Source organism: Haloferula sp. A504 (genome assembly GCF_044385805.1).
Taxonomy (GTDB): domain Bacteria; phylum Verrucomicrobiota; class Verrucomicrobiia; order Verrucomicrobiales; family Akkermansiaceae; genus Haloferula.
Window position 1 is genome coordinate 19,201 of the sequence record NZ_JBISBU010000042.1, and the last position, 20,053, is coordinate 39,253.

Consider the following 20,053-nt stretch of genomic DNA (forward strand, 5'->3'; position numbering starts at 1 on the left):
GCAGGCCCGCCGCTTCCACCGGCTAGTCGACTTCGGTCGGCAGGGAGGGGTCGGCGTGGTGGCGGAAGGCGAGGTGGACGTAGTCGGGCGAGGCGCGGTCGGGACACATCTCGGGAAGGTCTTCGGGGGTGAACCAGCCGACCTCGAGGATTTCGTGGTCGGGCGCCGGTTCGCCGCCGAGCAGGCGGCACAGGAAGATCATCTTGTAGCTGTATTCGGGCTCGGGCGGGTGGTTGTGGCAGGCCTTGTCCCAGACCCCGGCGAGCTTGACGATTTCGGCGCGGTAGCCGCTTTCCTCCTCGATCTCGCGGAGGACGTTCTGGGTCGGTGTGTGGCCGGCATCCATCCAGCCGCCGGGCAGGGTCCAGAGGCCGTTGCAGGCCTCGCGGACCATCAGGATGCGGCCGTCCTCGATCACCGCCGCGCGGGCATCGAGCTTCGGGGTCGGGTAGCCGAATTCCACCGGCCAGCGGAATCCCGGCAACTCGCTGGCAAGCAGTTCGCTGGCGATTGCGTGGAGGCGCTGGTAGCGCTGGCGGTCGAATTCGTTGTCGCCATAGCGCAGCCCGGTCTCGGCGATGCCCTTGATTTCGCGGCTCAGGGCGAGGAGGTCGTGCGGCATGGGGGGATCTTCACAGGAAGCGGGGTTTTGGGAAAGGGTCGCTTGATGCACTTGATGGAAGAGGATGCACGGGATCTCGAATGGATCAGGATTCGCATGTTTGATTCTGGAACCCATCCCATCCATCCTGCTCCCCGATCCATGGCGGGCCGCGGTTGAGGGAATGCCGGGAATTTCCGGTTTCAATCGGGCGGGGATGACCTAGGAAAGGCCCATGCATCCGTTTCTTGCCGACGATTTCGAGGTCAAGTGGTCGACCCTGACCGCCGAGTCCATCCGCGACGACATCGCCCACGCGCTGGAGGTGGCGAAGGCGGGCATCCAGGCCATCTGCGATCAGGACCCGGCCCGGGCCACCTACGAGTCGACCTTCGCCGCGCTGGAGGAGGCGACGGAGCTGCTCGACCGCGGCTGGGGCCGGCTGCAGCACCTCGACTCGGTGGGCGACTACCCCGAGCAGCGCGAGGCGCTCAACGAGATGCTCCCGGCGGTGTCGGACTTCCATTCCTCGATCCCGCTGAACGATGCGCTATGGTCGGTGCTGCATGCCTTTGGATCGTCGGCGGCCGCCGATGAGTTGGAGCCGGTCGAGAAGCGGTTCGTCGAGGAAACGATGCTCGATTTCATCCAGGCGGGTGCCGAGCTGCCGCCGGCGAAAAAGGAGCGGCTGGCGGAGGTGCAGGCCGAGCTCTCGAAGCTGACCCAGCGCTTCGGTGAGAACGTGCTCGATTCGACCAACGACTGGGAGCTGGTGGTCGAGGACGAGTCCCGGCTGGCCGGCCTGCCGGAGTCGGCCAAGGCGGCGGCGCTCGCCAACGCCAGGGCCAAGGGCGTGGCGACCGACGACAAGCCGGCATGGCGGTTCACGCTGCAGTTTCCGTCGATGTATCCGGTGATGCAGCACGCCGCCGACGACGCCCTGCGGCGCGAGGTGTGGGAGGGGTCGATCGAGGTGGGCGCGAAGGGCGACTGGGACAACACCAAGTTGATCGCGAAGATCCTCGAGCTGCGCCAGGAGAAGGCGGATATCCTCGGGAAGAAGAATTTCGCCGACCTCGCGCTGCAGCGCCGGATGGCGGGCGACGGGGCGAAGGCGCTGGGTTTCGTCGAGGACCTGCACGACCGGATCGAGGCGCAGTTTGAGCAGGACTACCGCGAGTTGCGGGAGTTCAAGGCGTCGAAGACGGGCGGGGATCCGCAGGAGCCGATGGAGCCCTGGGAGACGGCCTACTGGGCGGAGAAGCGGCGCCAGGAGGAGTTCAACCTCGATGACGAGGTGCTGCGCCCGTATTTTCCGGTCGACCGGGTGATGTCCGGCCTCTTCGAGCTGTGCTCCAGGCTTTTCGGGATCCGCATCGAGGAACGCGAATCGGTCTACTATGAACGGGGTGGCCGACCGGACGGCGCCGACGACCGCCCGGAGGTGTGGAGTGAGGACGTGAAGTTCTACGACCTGCGGGATGGGCGGAGCGGGGATCACCTGGGGTCGTTCTACGCCGACTGGCATCCGCGCGAGGAGAAGCGCGGCGGGGCGTGGATGAACTGCCTCGAGACCGGCCTGCCGCCGGTGGCGGGCGGAGAACGCAAGCCGCATCTGGGCCTGATCACCGGCAACATGAGCCCGCCGGTGGACGGCAAGCCGGCGCTGCTGACCCATCGCGAGGTCGAAACCATCTTTCACGAGTTCGGCCACCTGCTGCACGGGCTGTTGAGTGACGTGCCGGTGCGCTCGCTGGCGGGGACCAGCGTGCCGTGGGACTTCGTCGAGCTGCCGTCGCAGATCATGGAGAACTTCTGCTGGGACCGCGAATCGTTGAACCTCTTCGCCCGTCATCACGAGACCGGCGAGCCGATCCCCGACGAGCTTTTCGAGCGCATGCTCGCGGCGCGGAACTACATGAGCGCCACCGTCTTCATGCGACAGCTCGCCCTCGGCAAGCTCGACCTCGAACTGCACGTCCACCACGCGAAATACAAGGGCCGCGACCTCGACGAGGTCGACAAGGAGATCCTGAGGGGCTACCAGGTCGAACTGAAGACCAAGACGCCGAGCATGGCGCGGCGATTCAGCCACCTGTTCAGCTCGCCGACCGGATACGCGGCGGGCTATTATTCCTACAAGTGGGCGGAGGTGCTCGATGCCGACGCCTTCACCAAGTTCCGCGACCACGGCGTGATGTCCGAGCAGGTCGGCCTCGAGTTCCGTGAGCATGTGCTGTCGAAAGGCAACTCACGACCGGTGGACGAGTCGTTCCGCCGGTTCATGGGCCGGGATCCGCAGCTCGAGCCTTTGCTCGAGCGCTCCGGGCTGGCGGGAGCGATGATGGCATGACGGTTCCGGGTGGCGCATAGCCACGGGTGCCAACCCGCGGCGTTTGTGCTCATCACCCGGGCAGGAAGCGCCCGAGGACGACGCCCATTCGCTGAAGAAAGGTCCGGCAAGGTTCCTCGCTGCGCGACCTCGTCGTGCGGTCCTCACGAGCTTTGGCTTGCTCATGGCACGCCGCCTTCCCACCCTTTCCTCATGCGCACCGGGATTCTGTTTCTCGTTTCGGGTCCTTCGGGTTCGGGGAAATCCACACTCTGCCGGCGGCTGGAATCCGAGGGCGAGGCGGAGTTTTCGGTTTCCTGCACCACCCGCGCGCCGCGAGAGGGCGAGCGCGACGGCAGCGAGTATCATTTTCTCAAGCGCGAGGATTTCGAGCGCCGGATCGCCGCGGGCGACTTCATCGAGCACGCCGAGGTGCACGGGAACTTCTATGGCACGCTGCGCAGCGAGGTGGTCGACCGCCTGGCGGAGGGCATCGACGTGGTGATGGACATCGACGTCCAGGGTGCCGCCCAGGTGCGGGCGATCGAGGATCCGGTGATTCGGGGAGCGCTGGTCGACTTGTTCGTGATGCCTCCCGACGAGCGCGAGCTGGAAGCCCGCCTGCGCGGTCGTGCCACCGACAGCGAGGAGGTGATCCAGCTGCGGCTGCGCAATGCGATCGAGGAAATGTCGCACTGGAGCGACTACAGCTACCGCCTCGTCTCGGCCACCCGCGAGGAGGACTACGCCCAGTTCAAGTCGCTCCTGGTGGCGGAGCGGATGAGAATTTCACGCCTGCGGAACCCATGAACATCGTCCTCGGCATCAGCGGCTCGATCGCCGCCTACAAGGCAGCGGAGCTGGCCTCGCAACTGGTCAAGGCCGGCCACGAAGTGAACGTGGTGATGACGGCGGCGGCGACCGAGTTCATCACGCCCCTGACGCTGCAGACGCTGACCCGGCGGCCGGTGCTGCTCGGGCTGGAGGACGAGAAAAGCTCGTGGAAGCCGGGCCACATCGAGCTGGCCGACGAGGCCGACCTGTTTCTGGTCGCCCCGGCGAGCGCCAACACGCTGGCAAACCTGGCCAACGGCATGGCACCGGATTCCCTGGGCTCGGTGTATCTCGCGCTGCCACGTACGACGCCTGTCGTACTGGCACCGGCGATGAACGGCAAGATGTGGGAGCACCCGGCGACGCAGCGCAACGTCGCTCAACTCACGCAGGACGGCTGCCGCTTCGTCGGTCCGGCGGCGGGACAGCTCGCCTGCGGCTACGAAGGCCTCGGCCGGATGGCCGAAGTGGCCGACATCGTGGCGGCGGTTCAGGGTCTGAAGGCCTGAAGCTTGGAATCGCCTGCCTGTGGCGGGCGGCTCTTTGATCGCCTCACTTCGGCAACTCGGTCGCCAGCAGGCAGACGTCGTCATCAAAGTGCTCGCCCTCGGCGAACTCGAGGACGCTCGCGATGATGCCGTCGAGCATCTCCTCGAGGGGTTCCTCGGAGCGCTCGGCGACGACGTCCATCAGTCTCTTCTCGAAGAAGGCCTCGCCGGTGTGGTCCTCCGCTTCGAGAATGCCGTCGGTGAAGAGCAGCAGGCGGTCGACCTCCCGCAGGGGCACCTCGTTCTCCGGAAACTCCGCCTTGGGCATGATGCCGAGACCCGGACCCCGCTGGTCTCGCTCGCAGGAAAGCTGCCGCACGCCCGAGGGGCCGGAAATGATCGCCCCGGGATGCCCGGCGCAGGCGTAGCGGACGACCCCCTTCTCCAGGTCGATCAGGGCATAAAAGGCGGTGGCGAACATCGTGGCATCGGCCCGCTGGAGGATGGCGCTCAGGCCGTCGTTGAGCCCCTTGAGGAAGCGCCCGGGTCGGCCGGCGTCGCGCCGCTGCTTCTCCAGCAAGCCCCGCAGCATGGCGACGACCAGGGCGGCGCGGACACCGTGGCCCATGACGTCGCAGATCAGCAGGCCGACTCCCGTTCTGCCGACCTGGACGACCTCGAAGAAATCGCCGGCCAGGCCGGAAATCGGCAGGTAGCGCGAGCCGAAGTGGAGATTGCCGCGGTGGTGCCTGACCATCGGGAAGGCGGACGACGCCAGGGCCTGCTGGATCTCGCGGGCGAGTTGCACTTCCTCCTCGTAGGTCTGGTTCCGCAGCGCGAGCTCGGCGGCGAGCTCGGCCGCCTGCTTCTGGGCGAGCACCAGGTCGGTGACGTCGCTGGAAACGCCGAAGGTGCCCTTGATCCGGCCCTTGCGGTCGCGCCACGGAAACTTGGAAGTCATCACCCAGGTGTCACCGCGTTCGTCGTCGCGGACCTCGTGCTCGATCTTGCCGGTGATCGCTTCGCCCGACCGGATGATCGCCTGCTCGTCTTCGAAGGCCTCCTTCCAGTGGGCTTCGGCGAAGAGGTCGCGGTCGTGCTTGCCGATGATCTTCTCCGGCCCGGCCATGCCGTTCCACTCGGCCATCTGCTGGTTGACGATCACGAAGCGGGATTCGGTGTCCTTGAAATAGATCTGCAGCGGAACGTGCTCGATGAGCGTGCTGAGGACGTGGCGCTCCTCCTCGATCTGGGCTTCGGCCGCCTTGCGGCGGGAAATGTCGATCATCGACCCGGCGATGCGGGTCGCGTGGCCGGTGCGGTCGCGGACGACGCTGCCGCGGATGCGCAGCCAGATCCATCCATCGCTGCCGGTGTGGACCCGGCTGTCGATGGCCAGATACTCCGGTCCACCCGGGTCGAGCGCGCTGCCGAGGGCGGCGGCGAATTCCTCGCGGTCCTCCTCGTGGATCGACTCGTGGGGAGCGAGGAAGAAGTTCGGGGCGCGGCGATCGCCGCATTCCAGGAACTCGAGGATCCGGCGCGAGTAGTAGATCTCGCGCTTGTCCGTCCACCAGTCCCAGATGCCTTCATTGGAAGCTCGCAGCGCCAGCTCCAGCCGACTCCCGTCGACATCCGCCATGTCACTGCCATCGTTGGACGGCGTCATACCCCTGAATCAAGCAGCCACCGGGCTCCGGGGCAATCCGTTTCCCGCGTCGAAGCAGGATGGGTGAACCGCGCACGTTGGGGCGGCTGGCGAAAATGGCACTTCTCTTGACGAGTGCCCCGGTCTGAAGGTCGAAGGACTGCCCTGAACCACCTCGGCTCGCGAACACACATTTGGGGAAGTGCCATTGCGGCTAGCGACCTTCCTTCTCCAGCCACTCGGTCGTGAGCGGTCCGAAGTAGGCTTCCTCCGAGATGTCGGTCAGCAGCATCCCGCCGGGTCCGAAGAATTTCCACTCGTGGCAACCGTAGCACAACTGGAGCACGCGGCGGGTGCCGCGGTCCGACCAGACGATGGCGTAGTCGGGGTGGAATCCCGGGCACAGTTCCTTCGGTCCCCATGCCTGGTGGGAGCCGGGTTGGGCGTAGAGCGAGAGCACCTGGTCGATCGTCCGGCGCGGGACGTCGACGGGTTCCTTGAAGAACTTGAAGTCCTCGAACTCGACCCAGCCTCCGGCCTTGACCTGTTTTTCGTAGCGGGCCGTGTCGGCCTCGGGGTGGGCCAGCCCGCGATAAACCACCGCCTTCGAGGTGTCGCCGAAATCGCGCACCGCGCCCTGGAGCGCGGCCTCCTCGCTGGGACGCAGCGGGATGCCGCCGGACCAGCAGGTGGCGCAGGATGAGAACAGACCGGCGGCGAGCAGGGCGATGAGCGTGAAGCGGATCATGACCTGAGGCTGAACGCCATGGCGCGAGAGGACAAGCAGTCTCCGGGCTGCGACGACACCGTCACAGCGCGGCGGCGATGATCCGGATCGCCTCCACCGCCCGGGCCGTGGGGAATCGTTCCTCAAGCGGCAGATGGACGAAAATCGCCGGGATTGCGGCCTGGTGGAGGGCGGTGAAGTAGATCTGGTTGCAGAGGTAGCGGCCGGGATCCTTGGAGAGCTCCACCGGATGACCGGCCCGGCTGAGGGTTTGCCGCAGTCGGCGGACATCCACCGGGGTCGAGATCGTCGCCGGGGCCGTGGCATCGATCGGGCGGCCCCGGGGCTGGCGGCCCGCGATGTCGGGGATGGAAAAATCGAGTTTGTTCCACGCCCGCGTCTCCAGCCGGATGCCTCCCGCCCCGGCCGCCTCCCCCAGCAGCAGCAGGGCCCGGGGGGCGAGGCGCCGCACCGCATCGCGCAGCCGCCGCGGCCCCTCGAACTGGTCCACCGGCAGAATGCGGTAATTAAAAGACCGGTCGGTCTGCCGGAGACCGCGGAGTGCCAGTGCGGAGGCGTTGACCGTGCGGCCGCCGAAGGGGCCGAAGGCGGTGATCAGGAGCGGAGCAGGCGAGGGCATGGGTGAGGCATCAGCCGAGGTCGGCGAAGTGCTCGGGTTCTTCGAAGAATGGGCCGGCCGGGGGGACGGGCTCCGGCGGTGCTTCCGGGGCCTTGTCCCAGTCGCGTTGCCAGCGGCGGATGGAGGCCAGGACCGGGCGGAGGGCCGTGCCCTTCTCCGTGAGCCGGTAGGCCTGCCGCCTGGAACCTTCGGCCACCGGAACTTTCTCGGCAATCCCCGTCTCGACGAGGCGATTCAGCCGTTCGGTGAGAATGTTGGTGGGAATTCCGTCCGCACGGGCCACGAAGTCCTTGAAGCGTGAGGGTCCTGACATCAGTTGGTCGGCCAGCACCAGGGTCCAGCGGTCTCCGAAAAGGTCGAGCGCACACGCCAGGGGGCAGGTTCTCCGCCGTTCAACCATGCCCTGAGCATAGCGGTTCACTTGTTAATAGCAAGTAATATTACTTGTTTATTAAAAGTAAATAAGATGCAAATTTCATTGCGGGTTCTTCGTTCGGGGCGAATCGCTGGTTCTCGGGCGTCCGCTGCGATCCTTGTGGCGCGGCATCCGGGTCAGGGCGAGGCGTTCGGTCTCATCTCCCTTGTCGCCTTGGCTTGCCATCCATGCCTCGAGGCGGCGGCGAAGGTCCTTGCGCAGCTCGGCGAGGTCGGGGTTGTCGATCAGATTGCGGGTGCAGTGGGGGTCCTCGACGATGTTGTAGAGTTCCTCGGCGGGTCGGTGCTGGTAGTGGTGGACCAGAGCCCGGGCCTGTTCGTCGCCGGACTCCGCCTTTTCGGTCCAACTCCCCCACCATCCGGCCTGATATTTCCCGGTGACGGCGTTGGTGAAGCTGGTCTCCGGGTGGAGATTCCAGATGTAACGGTGGGTGGCGGTGCCGATCGAGCGGATGCCGAAGGCTTCGGAGCCGTTGATGATGCCGCGGGTGGTGTGGAGGCCGTAGGTGAATTGCTTGTGGGTGTCGGTTTCACCCCTGAGGACGGGCAGGAAGGACCGGCCGTCGAGGTTTCCGGGGGCCTCGACCCCGGCGGCGTCGAGGAAGGTCGGGGTGACATCGACGTACTCGACCATCGCGTCGGTTTTCGAGCCGGCTCCCACCTTGCCCGGCCAGCGGGCGATCAGGCCGGAGGCGAGCCCCATCTCGTAGCAGGTCCACTTGGCGAAGGGAAAGGACGAGCCCTGCTCGGAGAGGACGACAACCAGCGTGTTGTCGCGGAGGCCGAACTCATCGAGCAGGGCGAGAAGCCGCCCGCATTGCCAATCGAAGTAGGTGACCTCGGCGAGATAGTCGGCATAGGCGGCGCGGGTTTCCGGGGTGTCGACCCAGTTCGGCGGGAGCTTCAGTCCGGCTGGCGGGTAGGCCGAGGCATCGCCCTTGTCCCACGGGCTGTGGGGCTCCTTCGAACAGGCGATGAGGCAGAAGGGGGTGCCGGATTGCTTCGACTCCGTGAGGAGGTTCCGGATCTTCGGGTAGAGGGCTCGGGTGTCGGGGCCGTCCTGGGCGAAATCCGACGAGTATTCGAAGGGGAACGAGGCTTTCGGGCCGATGTGGGTCTTCCCGGAAAGTGCGGTGCGGTAGCCGGCGGCCTGCAGGTGATGGGCGATGGATTTCGTCCCCGGATAAACCGCGGTGTGGTTCGGCCAGGCGCCGGATTTCACCGGGTAGATGCCGGTGTAGAGGTTGTGGCGGGTCGGCGAGCACATCGGCGCCGCCTGAAAGCAGCGGCTGAAGGTCATCCCCTCGGAAGCCAGCTTCTTGAGGTGGGGGGTCTTCGCCTGGCCGCCGTAGACCTCCATGTCGAGGTAGGTGCAGTCGTCGGCGACGATGAGCACGAGGTTGGGCCGGGCACCGGATGCCGCCGCGAGGGCAGCGAGCAGGGCGACGAGGAGGAGTCGGGGGATCATGGGCGTGGTGGTAGCCTACGGGGCTGATGGATGCCGGCAAGGCGGCGGAAATTCTTGATCACGAATCATGTGCGCACTACTTTCGTGCTATGAAGAACATCACCCTCAGTGCGGACGAGCGCCTGATTGCCGAGGCGCGCGAGGAGGCCCGGCGGCGGCACACCACGCTGAATGCCCTGTTCCGGGAATGGCTGGCGGATCTTGCCCGTCGCGACGAGCGGCGCGAACGGATTTCCCGACTGATGGAGGATGCGGGGAAATACAAGGCAGGAGGGCCCTTCACGCGGGATGAGATGAATGAGCGCTGAGTATTTCCTGGATACCAACGTGTTGGTGTATGCCTTCGACCCGGAGAACCCGGGCAAGCAGGCGCGGGCGCGCGAACTGATGGCGGACGAAGCGCCGTGGGCGATCAGTTGGCAGGTGGTGCAGGAGTTCTGCTCGGTGGCGCTCCACCGTTTTGAGAGGCCCCTGGATCAGCCCTATTTGAGCGATCTTCTCGAGCTGCTGCTGGTGCCTCATTGCGCGGTTTACCCGACTCCGTCGATCTGGGAGGCGGCGCTCAAGATCCGTGAGCTCACCCGGTATCGATTCTACGACTCACTCGTCGTGGCCTCGGCGCTCGAATCCGGGGCACCGGTTCTCTATTCCGAAGACCTCCAGCACGAGCGCGGGATCGGGCCGCTGCGGATTCTGAATCCGTTTCGCTGACGGATCCGGCTGTCTACTTCACCGGCGCCTCGATGATGCCTTCTTCGGTCTCCTGTTTGAGGCGGAGCTGGCCGCAGGCGGCGTCGATGTCGTGGCCCTTTTCAAGGCGCAGGGTGGCGGAGACGCCGGCGTTTTTCAGGATGTCGCGGAAGGCCTTGCAGCGGGTTTCCGACGGGCGGACCCAGTCGAGACCCTCGACGGTGTTGTAGGGGATGAGGTTCACCTTGGCCCGCAGCCGCCGGGCGTGACCGGCGAGGATGCGCGCCTGTTCAAGCTCGTCGTTGACGTCCTTGATGAGAATGTACTCGAGCGTCAGGTGCTGCTTCTTGTGGGCGTTCCAGTAGTCGAGCGCCTCGAAGAGCTTCTCGGTGTTCCACTTCTTGTTCACCGGCATGATCCGCTCGCGGACCTCGTCGGTGGCGCCATGAAGCGAGATCGCCAGCCGGATCTGCTGCGGATGATCGGCGAGCTTGCGGATCTGCGGGACGAGGCCGGAGGTGGAAATCGTCAGGTGCCGGGCCCCGAGGTGAAGGCCCCACTCGGCGGTGATGATCTCGATCGCAGCCATCAGCTTGTCGAAATTGGCGAAGGGCTCGCCCATGCCCATGAAGACGAGGTTGTCGACGCGCTCGCCGGAGAGTTGTTCGGCGGCGAGCACCTGGCCGGCGATTTCGGCGGGGTCGAGGTTGCGGGAAAAGCCGGCCAGGCCGGAGGCGCAGAACTTGCAGCCGTAGGCGCAGCCGACCTGGGACGAGACGCACAGCGTGCGGCGGTCGGAGCGCTCGCCGTAGAGGGCCGGGTTGGCTGGGATGAGGACGCTTTCGACGTAGCGGCCGTCGTGGAGCTTGAAGAGGAACTTGCGGGTGGTGTCGCCGCTGCCCTGGGTCTGGCTGTGCTCGAGGGCGTGAAGCCGGTGGGTTTCGGCAAGTTTTTCCCGCAGCGAGGTGGGCAGGTTGGTCATCTCGTCGATCGAGCCGACCTGCTTTTTCCACACCCAGTCGAGGATCTGCCCGGCCCGGAACGCGGGTTGCCCCCATTCCGCCATCAGGGCGGTGAGGTCGTCCTTGGAAAGTCCGGTGAGGGCGGGAAGCACGTGGGGAGGGTGGAGCATGGGGAAGGAAGCTCCAATCTCGAACTCCGCTGGAACGAGATCAAAGTGCCGTGATGACTTCGGGAAAGGTCGGGAACCAGTCCGCTCCGACTCGAACCCTGTTGTCCAAGCGGAGGGGGCATTTGCGGTGCTGCGGCATGTCGCGGGTCAGTCTGTAGCGAAACTCCCAGTTTTCCGTCGCCGGGTGCAGGCATGCGGCGAGCACGTCGAAATCCGCCGGCCGGTAGTAGCGCGAGCATGGATCTGCTTTGGAAGCCCGGGTTTTCTGAAAATCAACACGGATCGTTCCGTCGGCCATCCGTTTCCTGAGGACATTCTTGCATTCGACGAGAACCCTCGGACCGCGTTCGAGCTTGAGTTCAAAATCGGGTTTGCCGGCCGACTCAAGCCGGATCACCTCACGAATTCCCGGGACACTTCTCAGTTCGGTTTCGAGGTGCGACTCCGCGACCCAACCCCGAACGGCCATTTTGAGCATGGGTGCCGATTCGATGAGCGAGAGGATTTGACCTGCTGTCATTTCGAACTCTTCCGACAACGCGTGTAGATGAGGTCCGGCCGGGGTTGCAGAAAGCGTGGGGATTGTGGAGGGGGTGAGGCGAGAACCTTGCGAGAAGCGTTCAGCGAGGAGATAGCGGTGACCCTGATCAAGGCCGAGTGCCGCTTGTTCGAAACGAACGTAGTCGAGAAAGCGATCGGGAGTCCCGCCCACCATCGTCTCGACAGGGGAGTCGTAGCCTTTGCTCGATTTCTCACGTTCCCAGAAATGCCATCCGTCGCGAAGAACCAAGCGGGCGTGCTCCTCCTTGAACTCGATGGAGATGAACATCCTGGTCGGGCTGTGTAGCACAGGATCGGCCGCAACGAAGAAGCCTGCCTCGGGATTGATTCCGAGAAAAAGGGTCGTGTAGAGACCAAATGGATCTTGCCATAGCTGATGGAGCTGCCCGTCCTTTGCCCCGTATTTCACTTGGAATCGATGTTCGTCCTCCGGCCGGTTGCGGGTGAGCTTCGCATTCGCAAAGAAGGCGTAGGCGATGATCCCGGCTCGCTCTCCTTGTCGTGTTTCGAAGGTGATCTTGAAGGGAGCATGGTCGGCCTCGGAGGCGCGGATGATGCGACATCCACTCGCCTCAAGAGCCTTGGTCATGAAATCAACCAAGGGCTGCTTGGCGGACTTGGACACCGAGTAGCGCCTGAAATCGCTCATGATTTCGGAGGGAGATGCCTCAGGCGGACTTCATTCGCTGCACGGCTCCGTACCCGAGTCCGGTTCCTGGATGCGCTTCGTGATCTCCCTTGAGTTCGTAGTATTTGCGTGGAACGCGTTTTACGGGCTCCGGGTGTGCTCTTTTCGAGGATCTTTTTGGCAGCAAGGTGAGAGCCCCACCGGAACGGAGGGTATCTCCCAGGAAGCGGGACCTCAATTCCTGGCCCAACTTTTCGGCGAGCGCCGAGGGGACCGCATTGCCGACCTGCTTTTGTGCGACGACTCGATTGCCCAGGATTTGGTAGTCCCTTGGGAAGGTCTGGAGTCTGGCAAGTTCCTGCGAGGACAGGTGGCGATTTTTCCAATGGAACGGACCGGTTGCGGGTCCAGGCTGAGCCGTCAGTGTCCAAGATGGCTTGTCCTTGGACAGCTTGAGCAGGAAATTCCAAAAGCGCCGCCGCCAGCCGAAAAGGGGCAGACCTTCGCCTCGATCGGTGTGGTGGAGGTAGTTCATGCCCTCGGGGATCGATGGCAGAAGATCCGCCCACTTGCCCTTTACGGCGAGGTCCGGGGAATCGTCATCTTCCAGATCTCCGATCGCGTCCCAGGCGGTAAAGGCCGAATCCAGCAAAGCATCGCACTGAGAATCGTCCGGGAGCTGGTGCGTGGCGGCCAAGGAGCCAAAGCTTTCTCCTTCGCGTGATCCCACGAGGAACACCCTCTCGCGAATCTGGGGAACTCCGAAATGGGCGGCATTCAGCTGGAGAACCTCGACTCCGTAATTCAGTCCCGTACGGTTGTTGATGGCATCGATGGAACGGAGCAGGTAATCGAGACCTTCCGATTTCCCTCGGTAAGCAAGACCACTCACGTTCTCCAAAAGGAAGGCCTTCGGCTTGGCTGCTTCGAGAATCCGGAGGTAGGCATCCAAGGTCGTGGCTCGCGGATCGCGAAGGCGTTTCGCGTCTCCACTCGCCCAGTAGCCGGACTTTGAGAAAGGCTGGCACGGCGGTCCACCTGCCAGCAGGTCGGCCTCACCTTCCCGCAGTCCAGCCGTTTTCAGAAGGGCTTGATTGGTTACTGCGTGGATGTCGGAGTGGATGACCGGCCAATCGCGGTTCTGACGGAGTGTTTCCACACATGCCGCGTCGAACTCCACGGCCACCTTGGTGTCGAATCCGGCGGCCTCCAGTCCCAAATCGAGACCGCCGGCACCGCTGAAGAGGCTGATCAAGGTTCGGCGGGGCATGAGTTCAAGTGAACAGAATAAAGGAGGCGCATCAACGATTTATTTTCCTGAAGCAGGTGGCAATTCCAGGCACAAACCTGTTCCCGAAGCAGTCGTTTTCCAAACCCAACCCCGCCATGAGGGCGGTGAGGTCGTCGCGGGAAAGTCCGGTGAGGGCGGGGAGCACGGGGCGTATGGGCGGTTAGCGGAAGCGGATGCTTTTGGGATCGAATTTCCCTTCGCGGAGGCGCTGGATTTCCTCGGGCTCCCACCCGATGTCCTCGGCATATCCGGAGTCGGGATTGAGGAGGTCCATGAACCCCCGGATGCCGCCGCAGTCTTCCGGCGGGGCGATGCCGCGGCCGGCGAGGCAGGCGGGACCCGACTCGCCGGGCTGGGATTTCACCTTGTCTTCGAGCTGGATGAGATGGGTCCAGTTGTCACCGAAGTCGTAGATGTAGTGCAGCTTGGTGCCCTTGCGGGTGAAGATGTCCTTGAGCGGCGTGCGGTCTTCGGGAAGCTCGTCGTTTTCGGGGTCGGGGCCGATGCTGTGAATGAGGCGGCGGGCCTGGCGTTTCATGAAGGAGTGAAGGTGGTCGTCGTCCCAGTCGAAGAGGACCTGGATGGCGAAATGCAGGTCTTCGAAGGTGGCGTCGGTGGGGATGCTGAGGCGTCGCCAGATGGGAGGGCGGATGCGTTCGAGGTCGATGCGGAAGATGAAGCGTTCGCCGGTATCTCCCGTGCCGCGTTTCGCCAACTTGGATTTGCCGGGTTTCGGTCCTTGGACGAGCGCGGTGTGTGCGAAGAGGTCGGGATGGTCATCGAGCTTTCCGGCCTTGCCTGGGGTCGAGTCCTGATGGGCTGCGCCGAGGTTGCCGAGCACTCCCTGGAGGAAATCGCCGCCGCCTTCGACTTGGGCAATCCGCTCCATGAGGTCGGTCAATTCTTTCGGGGTGACTTGGTCGGGTGATGGCAGCCCGGCCATGATGGCATCGAATTTCTCGAGAGCCTCTTCGGAGAGCTGGTTGAGGGGATGGTCTTCCGCGAGGAGATCGTGCTGGTGGGTGAGGCCGCCGAGGACTTCGTCGAGTTGTGGCAGGTCATCTTGGAGGGCGGTCTTCAGGCGCGGGATGCCGCTGAAGACCTTGTCGGCGAGGGGCGAGCGGACCTTCAGGGTGGCGGGCAGGTGGCCGGTCTCGGAGGCGGCCTTGAGCAGGCACTTGCGGAGGCCAACTTCGATGGGCTCGGTGCAGGGGAGGAGTTGCGCGCCGAGGGCGAAGCCGGTGGTTTCACTGGCGATGGCGTGGAGCATGAGCCAGGTGGGGCGGCCTCCGATGAAGACGGCCTTGCCGAAGTAGTTGTTGCCGATCTGCCAGGTCTCGTCTTTCTGGATCGGAAAGGCGTCGAGGCGGGCGGGGAAGAGTTCGTCGGTGAGATAGGTGTCGGGTGCATCGACCTCGGGGAAGCGGATGGTGGTGAGCTCCCAGTCGGCGGCGCGGGCGCGGTCCTTGTTTTCCGGAAGCCGGTAGCATGGGATCCACGGCATGAGGTCGCCGGGCTCGTGCTGATAGCATTTGTGGGGCAGCTTTTTCCACTGCTTCAGGAAACGGGGGACCAGGCGGAGGGCGTCGAGGATCCAGCGGGCCTCGCTTTCATCGGGATGCCAGTTGACGCAGCCGGGGTGGGTGGCGCGGAAGAGGAAGGAGTCGAGATGATCGGGCTCGAAATCGGGATCGACGAAGGTGTCGTTGCGGTCCATGTCGGTCTCGTCGAGATCGTCCGTGTTGAAGGCGACGAACTCGCAGGAGACCATGCGCTGGCGGTATTGGCCGAGTTGGGTGTTCGGGGCACCGTTGTGGATGAAGTCGTTCCAGAAGCGGATGCCTTCGTCGGGGAGGTAAACCTGGACGGCGTAGAACTGCCGGGCCGCGCCCATGATGGCGACGATGTGGGTCGCGCCGGTGTCGGGATCGACGATGACGAACCAGTCGGTGTCGTGGAGTTTTTCCCAAGGCCGGGCCTTCAGGGTTTCGGCGGCGGCGGCGAAGAGTTGCTCGAGGAGGGGATCGGGCAGCGCGGCGACGACGGGTTCGCCATCGGAGTCCGGGGCGTGGGGAAGCGGCAGGTCGAAGATCATGCGGGCGGGGAAATCATGCGGCGGAGGCGGGTGATGGGAAGTGTGAATCGAGCTAGCGAATGCCCAGGCCGAGCAGGCGGACCTGTTTGCGGAATCTGGCGAGCTTGTCCTCGCGTATGGCCAGCGTGGTTTCCCCGGCGCGGAGGCAGATGCCTGTGAGCTCCTTGGCACCGGCGATCATCTCGGCGGTGGCAGCATCGCGGCACTCGAAAAGCACCGCGCTGCCGGACTGGCGCACGGCAGCACCGTTGTCGCGGGCCTGCTTGAGGAAGGCGACCACCGTCTCCGGCAGGGGCTGATCGTCGCGCTCTTCGAGGAAACGCGCGAAGTCATCCGGCCCGCGACCCGATTCGACCGCTTCGATCGCGCGACCTTCATCGAGGCGGAAGACGCCCTCGCCCGTCGGCTCGGCCCAGGTTTCGAGCTGCAATCGCTCGCCAGCGGTGAGATTTCCCGAAACCACGCGGATGCTGCGGTTTCCCAGGACCGTGAGGCGTGCTTGGGCGATGGGCTGGGTCGGCTTGAAGGAAGCATGCCCGCCGCCGAGCACATGCTGACCGAGAGGGTTGATGCGAAAGGCCCGCAGTCCGTCGTAGCGGGACAGCCACGCGTAATCGTCCATGCCCCAGTTATCCACCGGGCGGACTCGATCCGGAATGGTGTAGGCGATATCGACGAGGCCGAGGGTGGCGGCGTGCTCCATGAGCACGCACATGAGGTAGCGATCCTGCAACACGGCCCATCCGCCGTATCCATCATACCCGAGCGAGCCGTATTCCCGATCGCAGATGTAGAGTTTCCAAGGATCGGAAGACACCTCGAAGAGGTGGCCGTTCGCGCGCATGAAGCGGGAGAAGTCGTCGAAGGCCATCCACTCTCCTGCCGGGCACTTGCCGAGGGCTTCGAGCAGTGCCGCGCGGCGGGGCGCCCGGGCGGTAAGCGAGCCCTTCACCGATTGGCCCTTGATCACGTCGATCCGGTTGAACTCATCATACGCCTGGTTGGTGATCCACTTCCGCCAGATGTCCACGGCGGCCTCCCAGGCGGGCTTTTCCACGGCGCAGAGGCCCTGCGGAGTGAGCGAGGACTTCGTGCCCTTCATCGCGATGAGTCCGGCAGCGTGGAGCATCCGTGTCCAGCCGACCGGTTTGATCGGACCGATCTCCTGCTGCCACGGTTTGCGGTTCGGGATGCGGCTGAGTTCGGGTGGAAACCAATCGCCGCCCGTCAGCGCGGCCTCGATGCCGGGGAGGGAGCCTTTCGAAGGCATCGCGGTCTTCGCTCCGAACCCCAGTTTGCCCATGGCGGCCAGCCGCAGCAGTGCGCCGAGATCCGCAAGGGCCTCGGCTTCGGTGTGCCGGACCATGAGTCCATCCTTCGCAGCAGGTTCCGGCACGCTGGGCATGGTGAGGGCGGGTGGCGGCGGCACGAAGGCCCGCAGGCGCTCCGCCAGGTCGGATGGGATCACCCGGGCGCGCGGGCGCTTTTCCGGATAGAAGAACACGTTCAGAAAGGTCGAGTTTTGCGGCGTCTGGTAACGATCATGATACCGGGATTGCCCGGAGGTCGTGAAAAAGCTGGCGTCACTTCCATACTTCGCGGCGAAGCGCACGGAATCGTGCCGACCGCTGGAACCATGCGCTGCCTCGCTCACCGCGTGCCGCGCCGTTTCGTCCAGCGTGCCCCACACCGCCGCAAGACCATCCCCGTCGAGCGCGGCTTTGATGCCGTCGATAATCTCGGCCTTGCGCGTCGCCTTCGACCCCGGGACGAGAAACTTGAGGCGGTAGCGGAGTTCATCGACCGTCAGATCCCAAAGGGTGTCGTGCAGTGTCGGCATGCTCTGAGACTTCTGGGACGGCGCGGAGATGGCAAATCGTTTTCCATGCCGCCCGCCAGGGAAACCTCCGCCTTCGTGCTTGCCCGACCCCCGCCGGATTTGAAATCTCCTGTTCCTGCCCGGCTGCACTCTCACTGAGAACCCCATGTCCTCCCTGCCCAAGCTCACCGTCGCGAACTACCGGGAGTTCAAGGATTACCCGAAGATCGTGGCGACCGTGCCGCGCATCCTTGCCCGCAAGCGCTTCGTCGCCCCGGTGGAGCTTTTCGTGGAAATGGGCCTCTTGCGGCCTGCGGATCTCGAAAGCTGGAAACGCGGCCAGGTGCCCTGCCTGGAGCGCGTCATCCGCTGCAACCTCACCCGGGCCGGCCGCATCCTGCGTTTGCTCCGTTTCCACGCCCACGATCTCAAGCTCAAGCCCTCGCACACGGTCTATCACCACCGCAAACACCCGCTGCGATTCTCCCGCAGCGGCGAACCCAAGCTCGAAGAAGCCTATTCCAGGCACTTCGTCGTCTTGGGAAAGCGTGATGACCTGCCTTCTCCGCCGGGCGCCCGATGATCGGTTCATGTTCGGCAGGGCATGCCGGCGTTCCCCGACGAGCACGGAAATCCCGAGAGTTTCGACGGGATCAGGCCACGCGGATGGAAGTCACAGCCGCTGTTAGATCAGGGCCAGTGGCGGGAGAAAATGACGAGCCGGCGGGCGGCGCGGGTGGTGGCCATGTAGAGGAGGCGGGTGTGGGCGGCGGCGCGCTCGGCGCGGGACTCGGGATCGAGACGGGGGTCGCCCTCGGCTTCGAGCAGGGAGTCGATGCCGAGGAGGAAGACCACGGCGGCTTCGAGGCCGGTGGCGGAGTGGAAGCGGGCGATGGAGCAGAAGGGACCGGCGGGCGGGTCGCCGCGGTCGTCGAGGTCGGCGACCTCGCCGGCACCGAGTTTCGCGCGGAGCAGGGCGGTCACGCTGCGGGTGGCGCTGCTCTCGGCGTGGAGGATGAGGATGCTGCCGCGGAGCTGCGGGCTTTCCTCGCGCAGTCGGGAAAGCTCGTCGCCGAGTTGGCGCAGCGCGGCCTGGGGATGAAGGCGGAGGATGGCGGGATCCTCGCCGTCCTCCTCGATGGCATCGAGCTCGTCGTCGGTCGGCGGGTCGAGGTCGTCCGCGGTGTCGGGGTGAAGGGCGCGGCGGCGCTCGACGAGTTCGCGGGCGAACTCGAGGATGCGGCGGGTCGATCGGTAGGGTTTGGCGAGGCGGTTCGAGCGGCCGCGGACATCGATGCCGGCGGCGGCCCAGCTTTCACGGCGCTTGAGGAATCCCTGGGTGGGATCGGCGGCCATGAAGAGCTGACCGCCGGCTGCCAGCGAGGCGAGGACCGGCTCGAACCAGACCTTGGCGAAGAACTGCGCCTCGTCGATGAAGATGAAGTCGTATTTCCGTAGTAGTTCCGGGTGGCACCGGGCGTGGTCGCGGAAGCGCAGGGCCTGCTCGTGCCAGTCGCTTTCGTCCGCTCGCTCCATGCTCTCGCGATGACGACCCAGCAGATTCCAGATCGCGCGGCGCTGCTCGGGGCCGAGGCGCTTCAGCCGGCCGGAGCGATCGAGCGCGAGGTACTCGTCGAGAGTGTCGATGCCGAGGTCGCGGAGGTATCCGATCTCCTCGGCGATGAAGGCGGGGGTGAGCCTGCCGAAGTCGCGGTCCCGCATCAGGGCGCGGACCCGCTCCTCCATCTGGTAATCGTGCACCATGCCTCCGGGCCGGTGGGGCGACTGGCTTCGCGCCCACGAGAAGAAGGTGCGCCATTCGATGCGGGTCGCGCGACCGGCGGCGGTGGTGAGGCGGCGCTTGAGTTCGCCGTTGATGGGTCGGTTGTGGGTCAGGACGAGCAGGCGGGCGCCGCGATTGAGGCGGGCGGCGAGCAGGGCGCGGTGGAGCAGGACGAGCGACTTGCCGCAGCCGGCGGGGCCGGTGATCAGGCGGGTCTCGAAGCGGCGCGCCTCCATTTCGAGCTCGCGCGGCAGCTCGACTTCGAGCTTGGCGAGCGACTCCTGGGCGAGGTCGAGGAACGCGGGCGGCAGGGATTCCCCGGCGCCGCGGCGGGCGAGGGGGACCCGCGCGGCGGGCGTGGCGATCACGGACTCGGGCGTGAAGCGGGCCCGCAGTCGCAGCAGGACCGGTTGGGGCACCGCGGACTCGGCGAGGGACTTGAGGTGTTCGCCGAAGTCGTCGGCGTTGCGTTGCTTGAGCCCGAGGAAGGTGACCCCGGTGTCCGCCGAGCGGAGCTTTTCGATCGCGTCGATCGATCCCTCGTCGACGTTCGGGAACACCAGCAGGCAGCGGACGAGGCCGTGGTCGTCCGGGTCGAGCAGCTCGCGGAATCCCGCCGACTCCTCCAGCGACTCGGCGGTGACCTTTTCCCCGTCGAGAAAGTCCGGCTGGAGGGCTCGATCGGCGAGCTCCTGGCTGGTGTCGGCGACCTTGATGAGGAACGCGTGCCGGCCGCGCCAAAGTACGAGGAATCCCGGAGTTTGCAGCGGGTCCATCCGCAGCCAGATCTGGAACCCGTCATCGAGCTTCCGCAGCAGGCGGAACATCGTCTGCACCGACTTGCGCGCGGAGGCGGGCGGTCTGTCCGGGATCATCACCGC

Annotated in this window: 18 protein-coding genes; 6 read left to right on the plus strand and 12 right to left on the minus strand. The window is 65.1% G+C overall.

Annotated elements, in window-relative coordinates; all coding sequences use genetic code 11:
* Positions 1-22: 22 nt before the first annotated feature.
* Positions 23-622 (minus strand): NUDIX hydrolase, encoded by a 600-nt coding sequence (locus ACG2LG_RS17010; protein WP_396260982.1) that lies wholly within the window; start codon positions 620-622, stop codon positions 23-25.
* Positions 623-836: 214 nt separating this feature from the next.
* Here ACG2LG_RS17010 and ACG2LG_RS17015 point away from each other — a divergent pair, with 214 nt between their 5' ends.
* The 3 genes from ACG2LG_RS17015 (at position 837) to ACG2LG_RS17025 (ending at position 4,276) form a co-directional block, all read left to right on the plus strand.
* On the plus strand, positions 837-2,954 hold the full coding sequence (locus ACG2LG_RS17015) for a M3 family metallopeptidase (protein ID WP_396260983.1): 2,118 nt from the start codon (positions 837-839) through the stop codon (positions 2,952-2,954).
* Between the two features lie 192 nt (positions 2,955-3,146).
* Positions 3,147-3,743, plus strand: a complete 597-nt coding sequence (gene gmk / locus ACG2LG_RS17020) for a guanylate kinase (protein WP_396260985.1) — start codon at positions 3,147-3,149, stop codon at positions 3,741-3,743.
* The gene (locus tag ACG2LG_RS17025; protein ID WP_396260987.1) at positions 3,740-4,276 is read left to right on the plus strand and encodes a flavoprotein; all 537 of its coding nucleotides are present in this window, start codon (positions 3,740-3,742) and stop codon (positions 4,274-4,276) included. Before gmk ends, ACG2LG_RS17025 begins: the two co-directional genes overlap by 4 nt.
* 43 nt (positions 4,277-4,319) lie before the next feature.
* Here ACG2LG_RS17025 and ACG2LG_RS17030 read toward each other — a convergent pair whose 3' ends face one another.
* The 5 genes from ACG2LG_RS17030 to ACG2LG_RS17050 all read right to left on the minus strand — a co-directional run bounded on the left by ACG2LG_RS17030 (position 4,320) and on the right by ACG2LG_RS17050 (position 9,173).
* Positions 4,320-5,924 (minus strand): SpoIIE family protein phosphatase, encoded by a 1,605-nt coding sequence (locus ACG2LG_RS17030; RefSeq protein WP_396260989.1) that lies wholly within the window; start codon positions 5,922-5,924, stop codon positions 4,320-4,322.
* Between the two features lie 193 nt (positions 5,925-6,117).
* Entirely contained in the window at positions 6,118-6,651 is a 534-nt protein-coding gene (locus ACG2LG_RS17035; protein ID WP_396260991.1) for a hypothetical protein, read from the minus strand.
* A gap of 61 nt (positions 6,652-6,712) precedes the next feature.
* Positions 6,713-7,270, minus strand: a complete 558-nt coding sequence (locus tag ACG2LG_RS17040; RefSeq protein ID WP_396260993.1) for a pyroglutamyl-peptidase I — start codon at positions 7,268-7,270, stop codon at positions 6,713-6,715.
* A gap of 10 nt (positions 7,271-7,280) precedes the next feature.
* Positions 7,281-7,691, minus strand: a complete 411-nt coding sequence (locus ACG2LG_RS17045) for a winged helix-turn-helix transcriptional regulator (protein ID WP_396260995.1) — start codon at positions 7,689-7,691, stop codon at positions 7,281-7,283.
* Between the two features lie 54 nt (positions 7,692-7,745).
* Positions 7,746-9,173 (minus strand): sulfatase, encoded by a 1,428-nt coding sequence (locus tag ACG2LG_RS17050; RefSeq protein ID WP_396260997.1) that lies wholly within the window; start codon positions 9,171-9,173, stop codon positions 7,746-7,748.
* 89 nt (positions 9,174-9,262) lie between these two features.
* Here ACG2LG_RS17050 and ACG2LG_RS17055 point away from each other — a divergent pair, with 89 nt between their 5' ends.
* Both ACG2LG_RS17055 and ACG2LG_RS17060 read left to right on the plus strand, forming a co-directional pair.
* The gene (locus tag ACG2LG_RS17055) at positions 9,263-9,481 is read left to right on the plus strand and encodes a hypothetical protein (protein WP_396260999.1); all 219 of its coding nucleotides are present in this window, start codon (positions 9,263-9,265) and stop codon (positions 9,479-9,481) included.
* Positions 9,471-9,884, plus strand: coding sequence for a PIN domain-containing protein (locus ACG2LG_RS17060; protein WP_396261001.1), 414 nt, complete (start codon positions 9,471-9,473; stop codon positions 9,882-9,884). Before ACG2LG_RS17055 ends, ACG2LG_RS17060 begins: the two co-directional genes overlap by 11 nt.
* 13 nt (positions 9,885-9,897) lie before the next feature.
* Here the strand turns inward: ACG2LG_RS17060 and rlmN are convergent, their stop codons facing one another.
* The 5 genes from rlmN to ACG2LG_RS17085 form a co-directional block, all read right to left on the minus strand.
* Entirely contained in the window at positions 9,898-10,995 is a 1,098-nt protein-coding gene (gene rlmN / locus ACG2LG_RS17065; RefSeq protein ID WP_396261002.1) for a 23S rRNA (adenine(2503)-C(2))-methyltransferase RlmN, read from the minus strand.
* Positions 10,996-11,035: 40 nt separating this feature from the next.
* Positions 11,036-12,145, minus strand: coding sequence for a hypothetical protein (locus tag ACG2LG_RS17070; RefSeq protein WP_396261004.1), 1,110 nt, complete (start codon positions 12,143-12,145; stop codon positions 11,036-11,038).
* Positions 12,146-12,224: 79 nt separating this feature from the next.
* Positions 12,225-13,454 carry a DNA cytosine methyltransferase gene (locus ACG2LG_RS17075; RefSeq protein ID WP_396261005.1) on the minus strand — a complete coding sequence of 410 codons (1,230 nt, stop codon included), beginning with the start codon at positions 13,452-13,454 and terminating at the stop codon, positions 12,225-12,227.
* A gap of 181 nt (positions 13,455-13,635) precedes the next feature.
* A complete protein-coding gene (locus ACG2LG_RS17080; RefSeq protein WP_396261006.1) occupies positions 13,636-15,570 on the minus strand; it encodes a plasmid pRiA4b ORF-3 family protein in 1,935 nt (644 codons plus the stop codon).
* A 52-nt stretch (positions 15,571-15,622) separates the two neighbouring features.
* On the minus strand, positions 15,623-17,410 hold the full coding sequence (locus tag ACG2LG_RS17085) for a hypothetical protein (RefSeq protein WP_396261007.1): 1,788 nt from the start codon (positions 17,408-17,410) through the stop codon (positions 15,623-15,625).
* 145 nt (positions 17,411-17,555) lie between these two features.
* Between ACG2LG_RS17085 and ACG2LG_RS17090 the strand changes: the two genes are divergently transcribed.
* Complete coding sequence (locus ACG2LG_RS17090; protein ID WP_396261009.1) at positions 17,556-17,972, plus strand: hypothetical protein; 417 nt, start codon at positions 17,556-17,558, stop codon at positions 17,970-17,972.
* A 107-nt stretch (positions 17,973-18,079) separates the two neighbouring features.
* On the opposite strand, the gene ACG2LG_RS17095 is transcribed toward ACG2LG_RS17090, so the two are convergent.
* Positions 18,080-20,047 carry a hypothetical protein gene (locus tag ACG2LG_RS17095; RefSeq protein WP_396261011.1) on the minus strand — a complete coding sequence of 656 codons (1,968 nt, stop codon included), beginning with the start codon at positions 20,045-20,047 and terminating at the stop codon, positions 18,080-18,082.
* Positions 20,048-20,053: the final 6 nt, after the last annotated feature.

Coding starts and splice junctions, on each gene's coding strand:
- ACG2LG_RS17090 (WP_396261009.1), top strand. CDS start 17,556: ATGTCCTCCCTGCCCAAGCTCACCGTCGCGAACTACCGGGAGTTCAAG.
- ACG2LG_RS17010 (WP_396260982.1), bottom strand. CDS start 622: ATGCCGCACGACCTCCTCGCCCTGAGCCGCGAAATCAAGGGCATCGCC.
- ACG2LG_RS17055 (WP_396260999.1), top strand. CDS start 9,263: ATGAAGAACATCACCCTCAGTGCGGACGAGCGCCTGATTGCCGAGGCG.
- gmk (WP_396260985.1), top strand. CDS start 3,147: ATGCGCACCGGGATTCTGTTTCTCGTTTCGGGTCCTTCGGGTTCGGGG.
- ACG2LG_RS17080 (WP_396261006.1), bottom strand. CDS start 15,570: ATGATCTTCGACCTGCCGCTTCCCCACGCCCCGGACTCCGATGGCGAA.
- ACG2LG_RS17060 (WP_396261001.1), top strand. CDS start 9,471: ATGAGCGCTGAGTATTTCCTGGATACCAACGTGTTGGTGTATGCCTTC.
- ACG2LG_RS17075 (WP_396261005.1), bottom strand. CDS start 13,454: ATGCCCCGCCGAACCTTGATCAGCCTCTTCAGCGGTGCCGGCGGTCTC.
- ACG2LG_RS17070 (WP_396261004.1), bottom strand. CDS start 12,145: ATGACCAAGGCTCTTGAGGCGAGTGGATGTCGCATCATCCGCGCCTCC.
- ACG2LG_RS17030 (WP_396260989.1), bottom strand. CDS start 5,924: ATGACGCCGTCCAACGATGGCAGTGACATGGCGGATGTCGACGGGAGT.
- ACG2LG_RS17025 (WP_396260987.1), top strand. CDS start 3,740: ATGAACATCGTCCTCGGCATCAGCGGCTCGATCGCCGCCTACAAGGCA.
- ACG2LG_RS17035 (WP_396260991.1), bottom strand. CDS start 6,651: ATGATCCGCTTCACGCTCATCGCCCTGCTCGCCGCCGGTCTGTTCTCA.
- rlmN (WP_396261002.1), bottom strand. CDS start 10,995: ATGCTCCACCCTCCCCACGTGCTTCCCGCCCTCACCGGACTTTCCAAG.
- ACG2LG_RS17050 (WP_396260997.1), bottom strand. CDS start 9,173: ATGATCCCCCGACTCCTCCTCGTCGCCCTGCTCGCTGCCCTCGCGGCG.
- ACG2LG_RS17095 (WP_396261011.1), bottom strand. CDS start 20,047: ATGATCCCGGACAGACCGCCCGCCTCCGCGCGCAAGTCGGTGCAGACG.
- ACG2LG_RS17015 (WP_396260983.1), top strand. CDS start 837: ATGCATCCGTTTCTTGCCGACGATTTCGAGGTCAAGTGGTCGACCCTG.
- ACG2LG_RS17040 (WP_396260993.1), bottom strand. CDS start 7,270: ATGCCCTCGCCTGCTCCGCTCCTGATCACCGCCTTCGGCCCCTTCGGC.
- ACG2LG_RS17085 (WP_396261007.1), bottom strand. CDS start 17,410: ATGCCGACACTGCACGACACCCTTTGGGATCTGACGGTCGATGAACTC.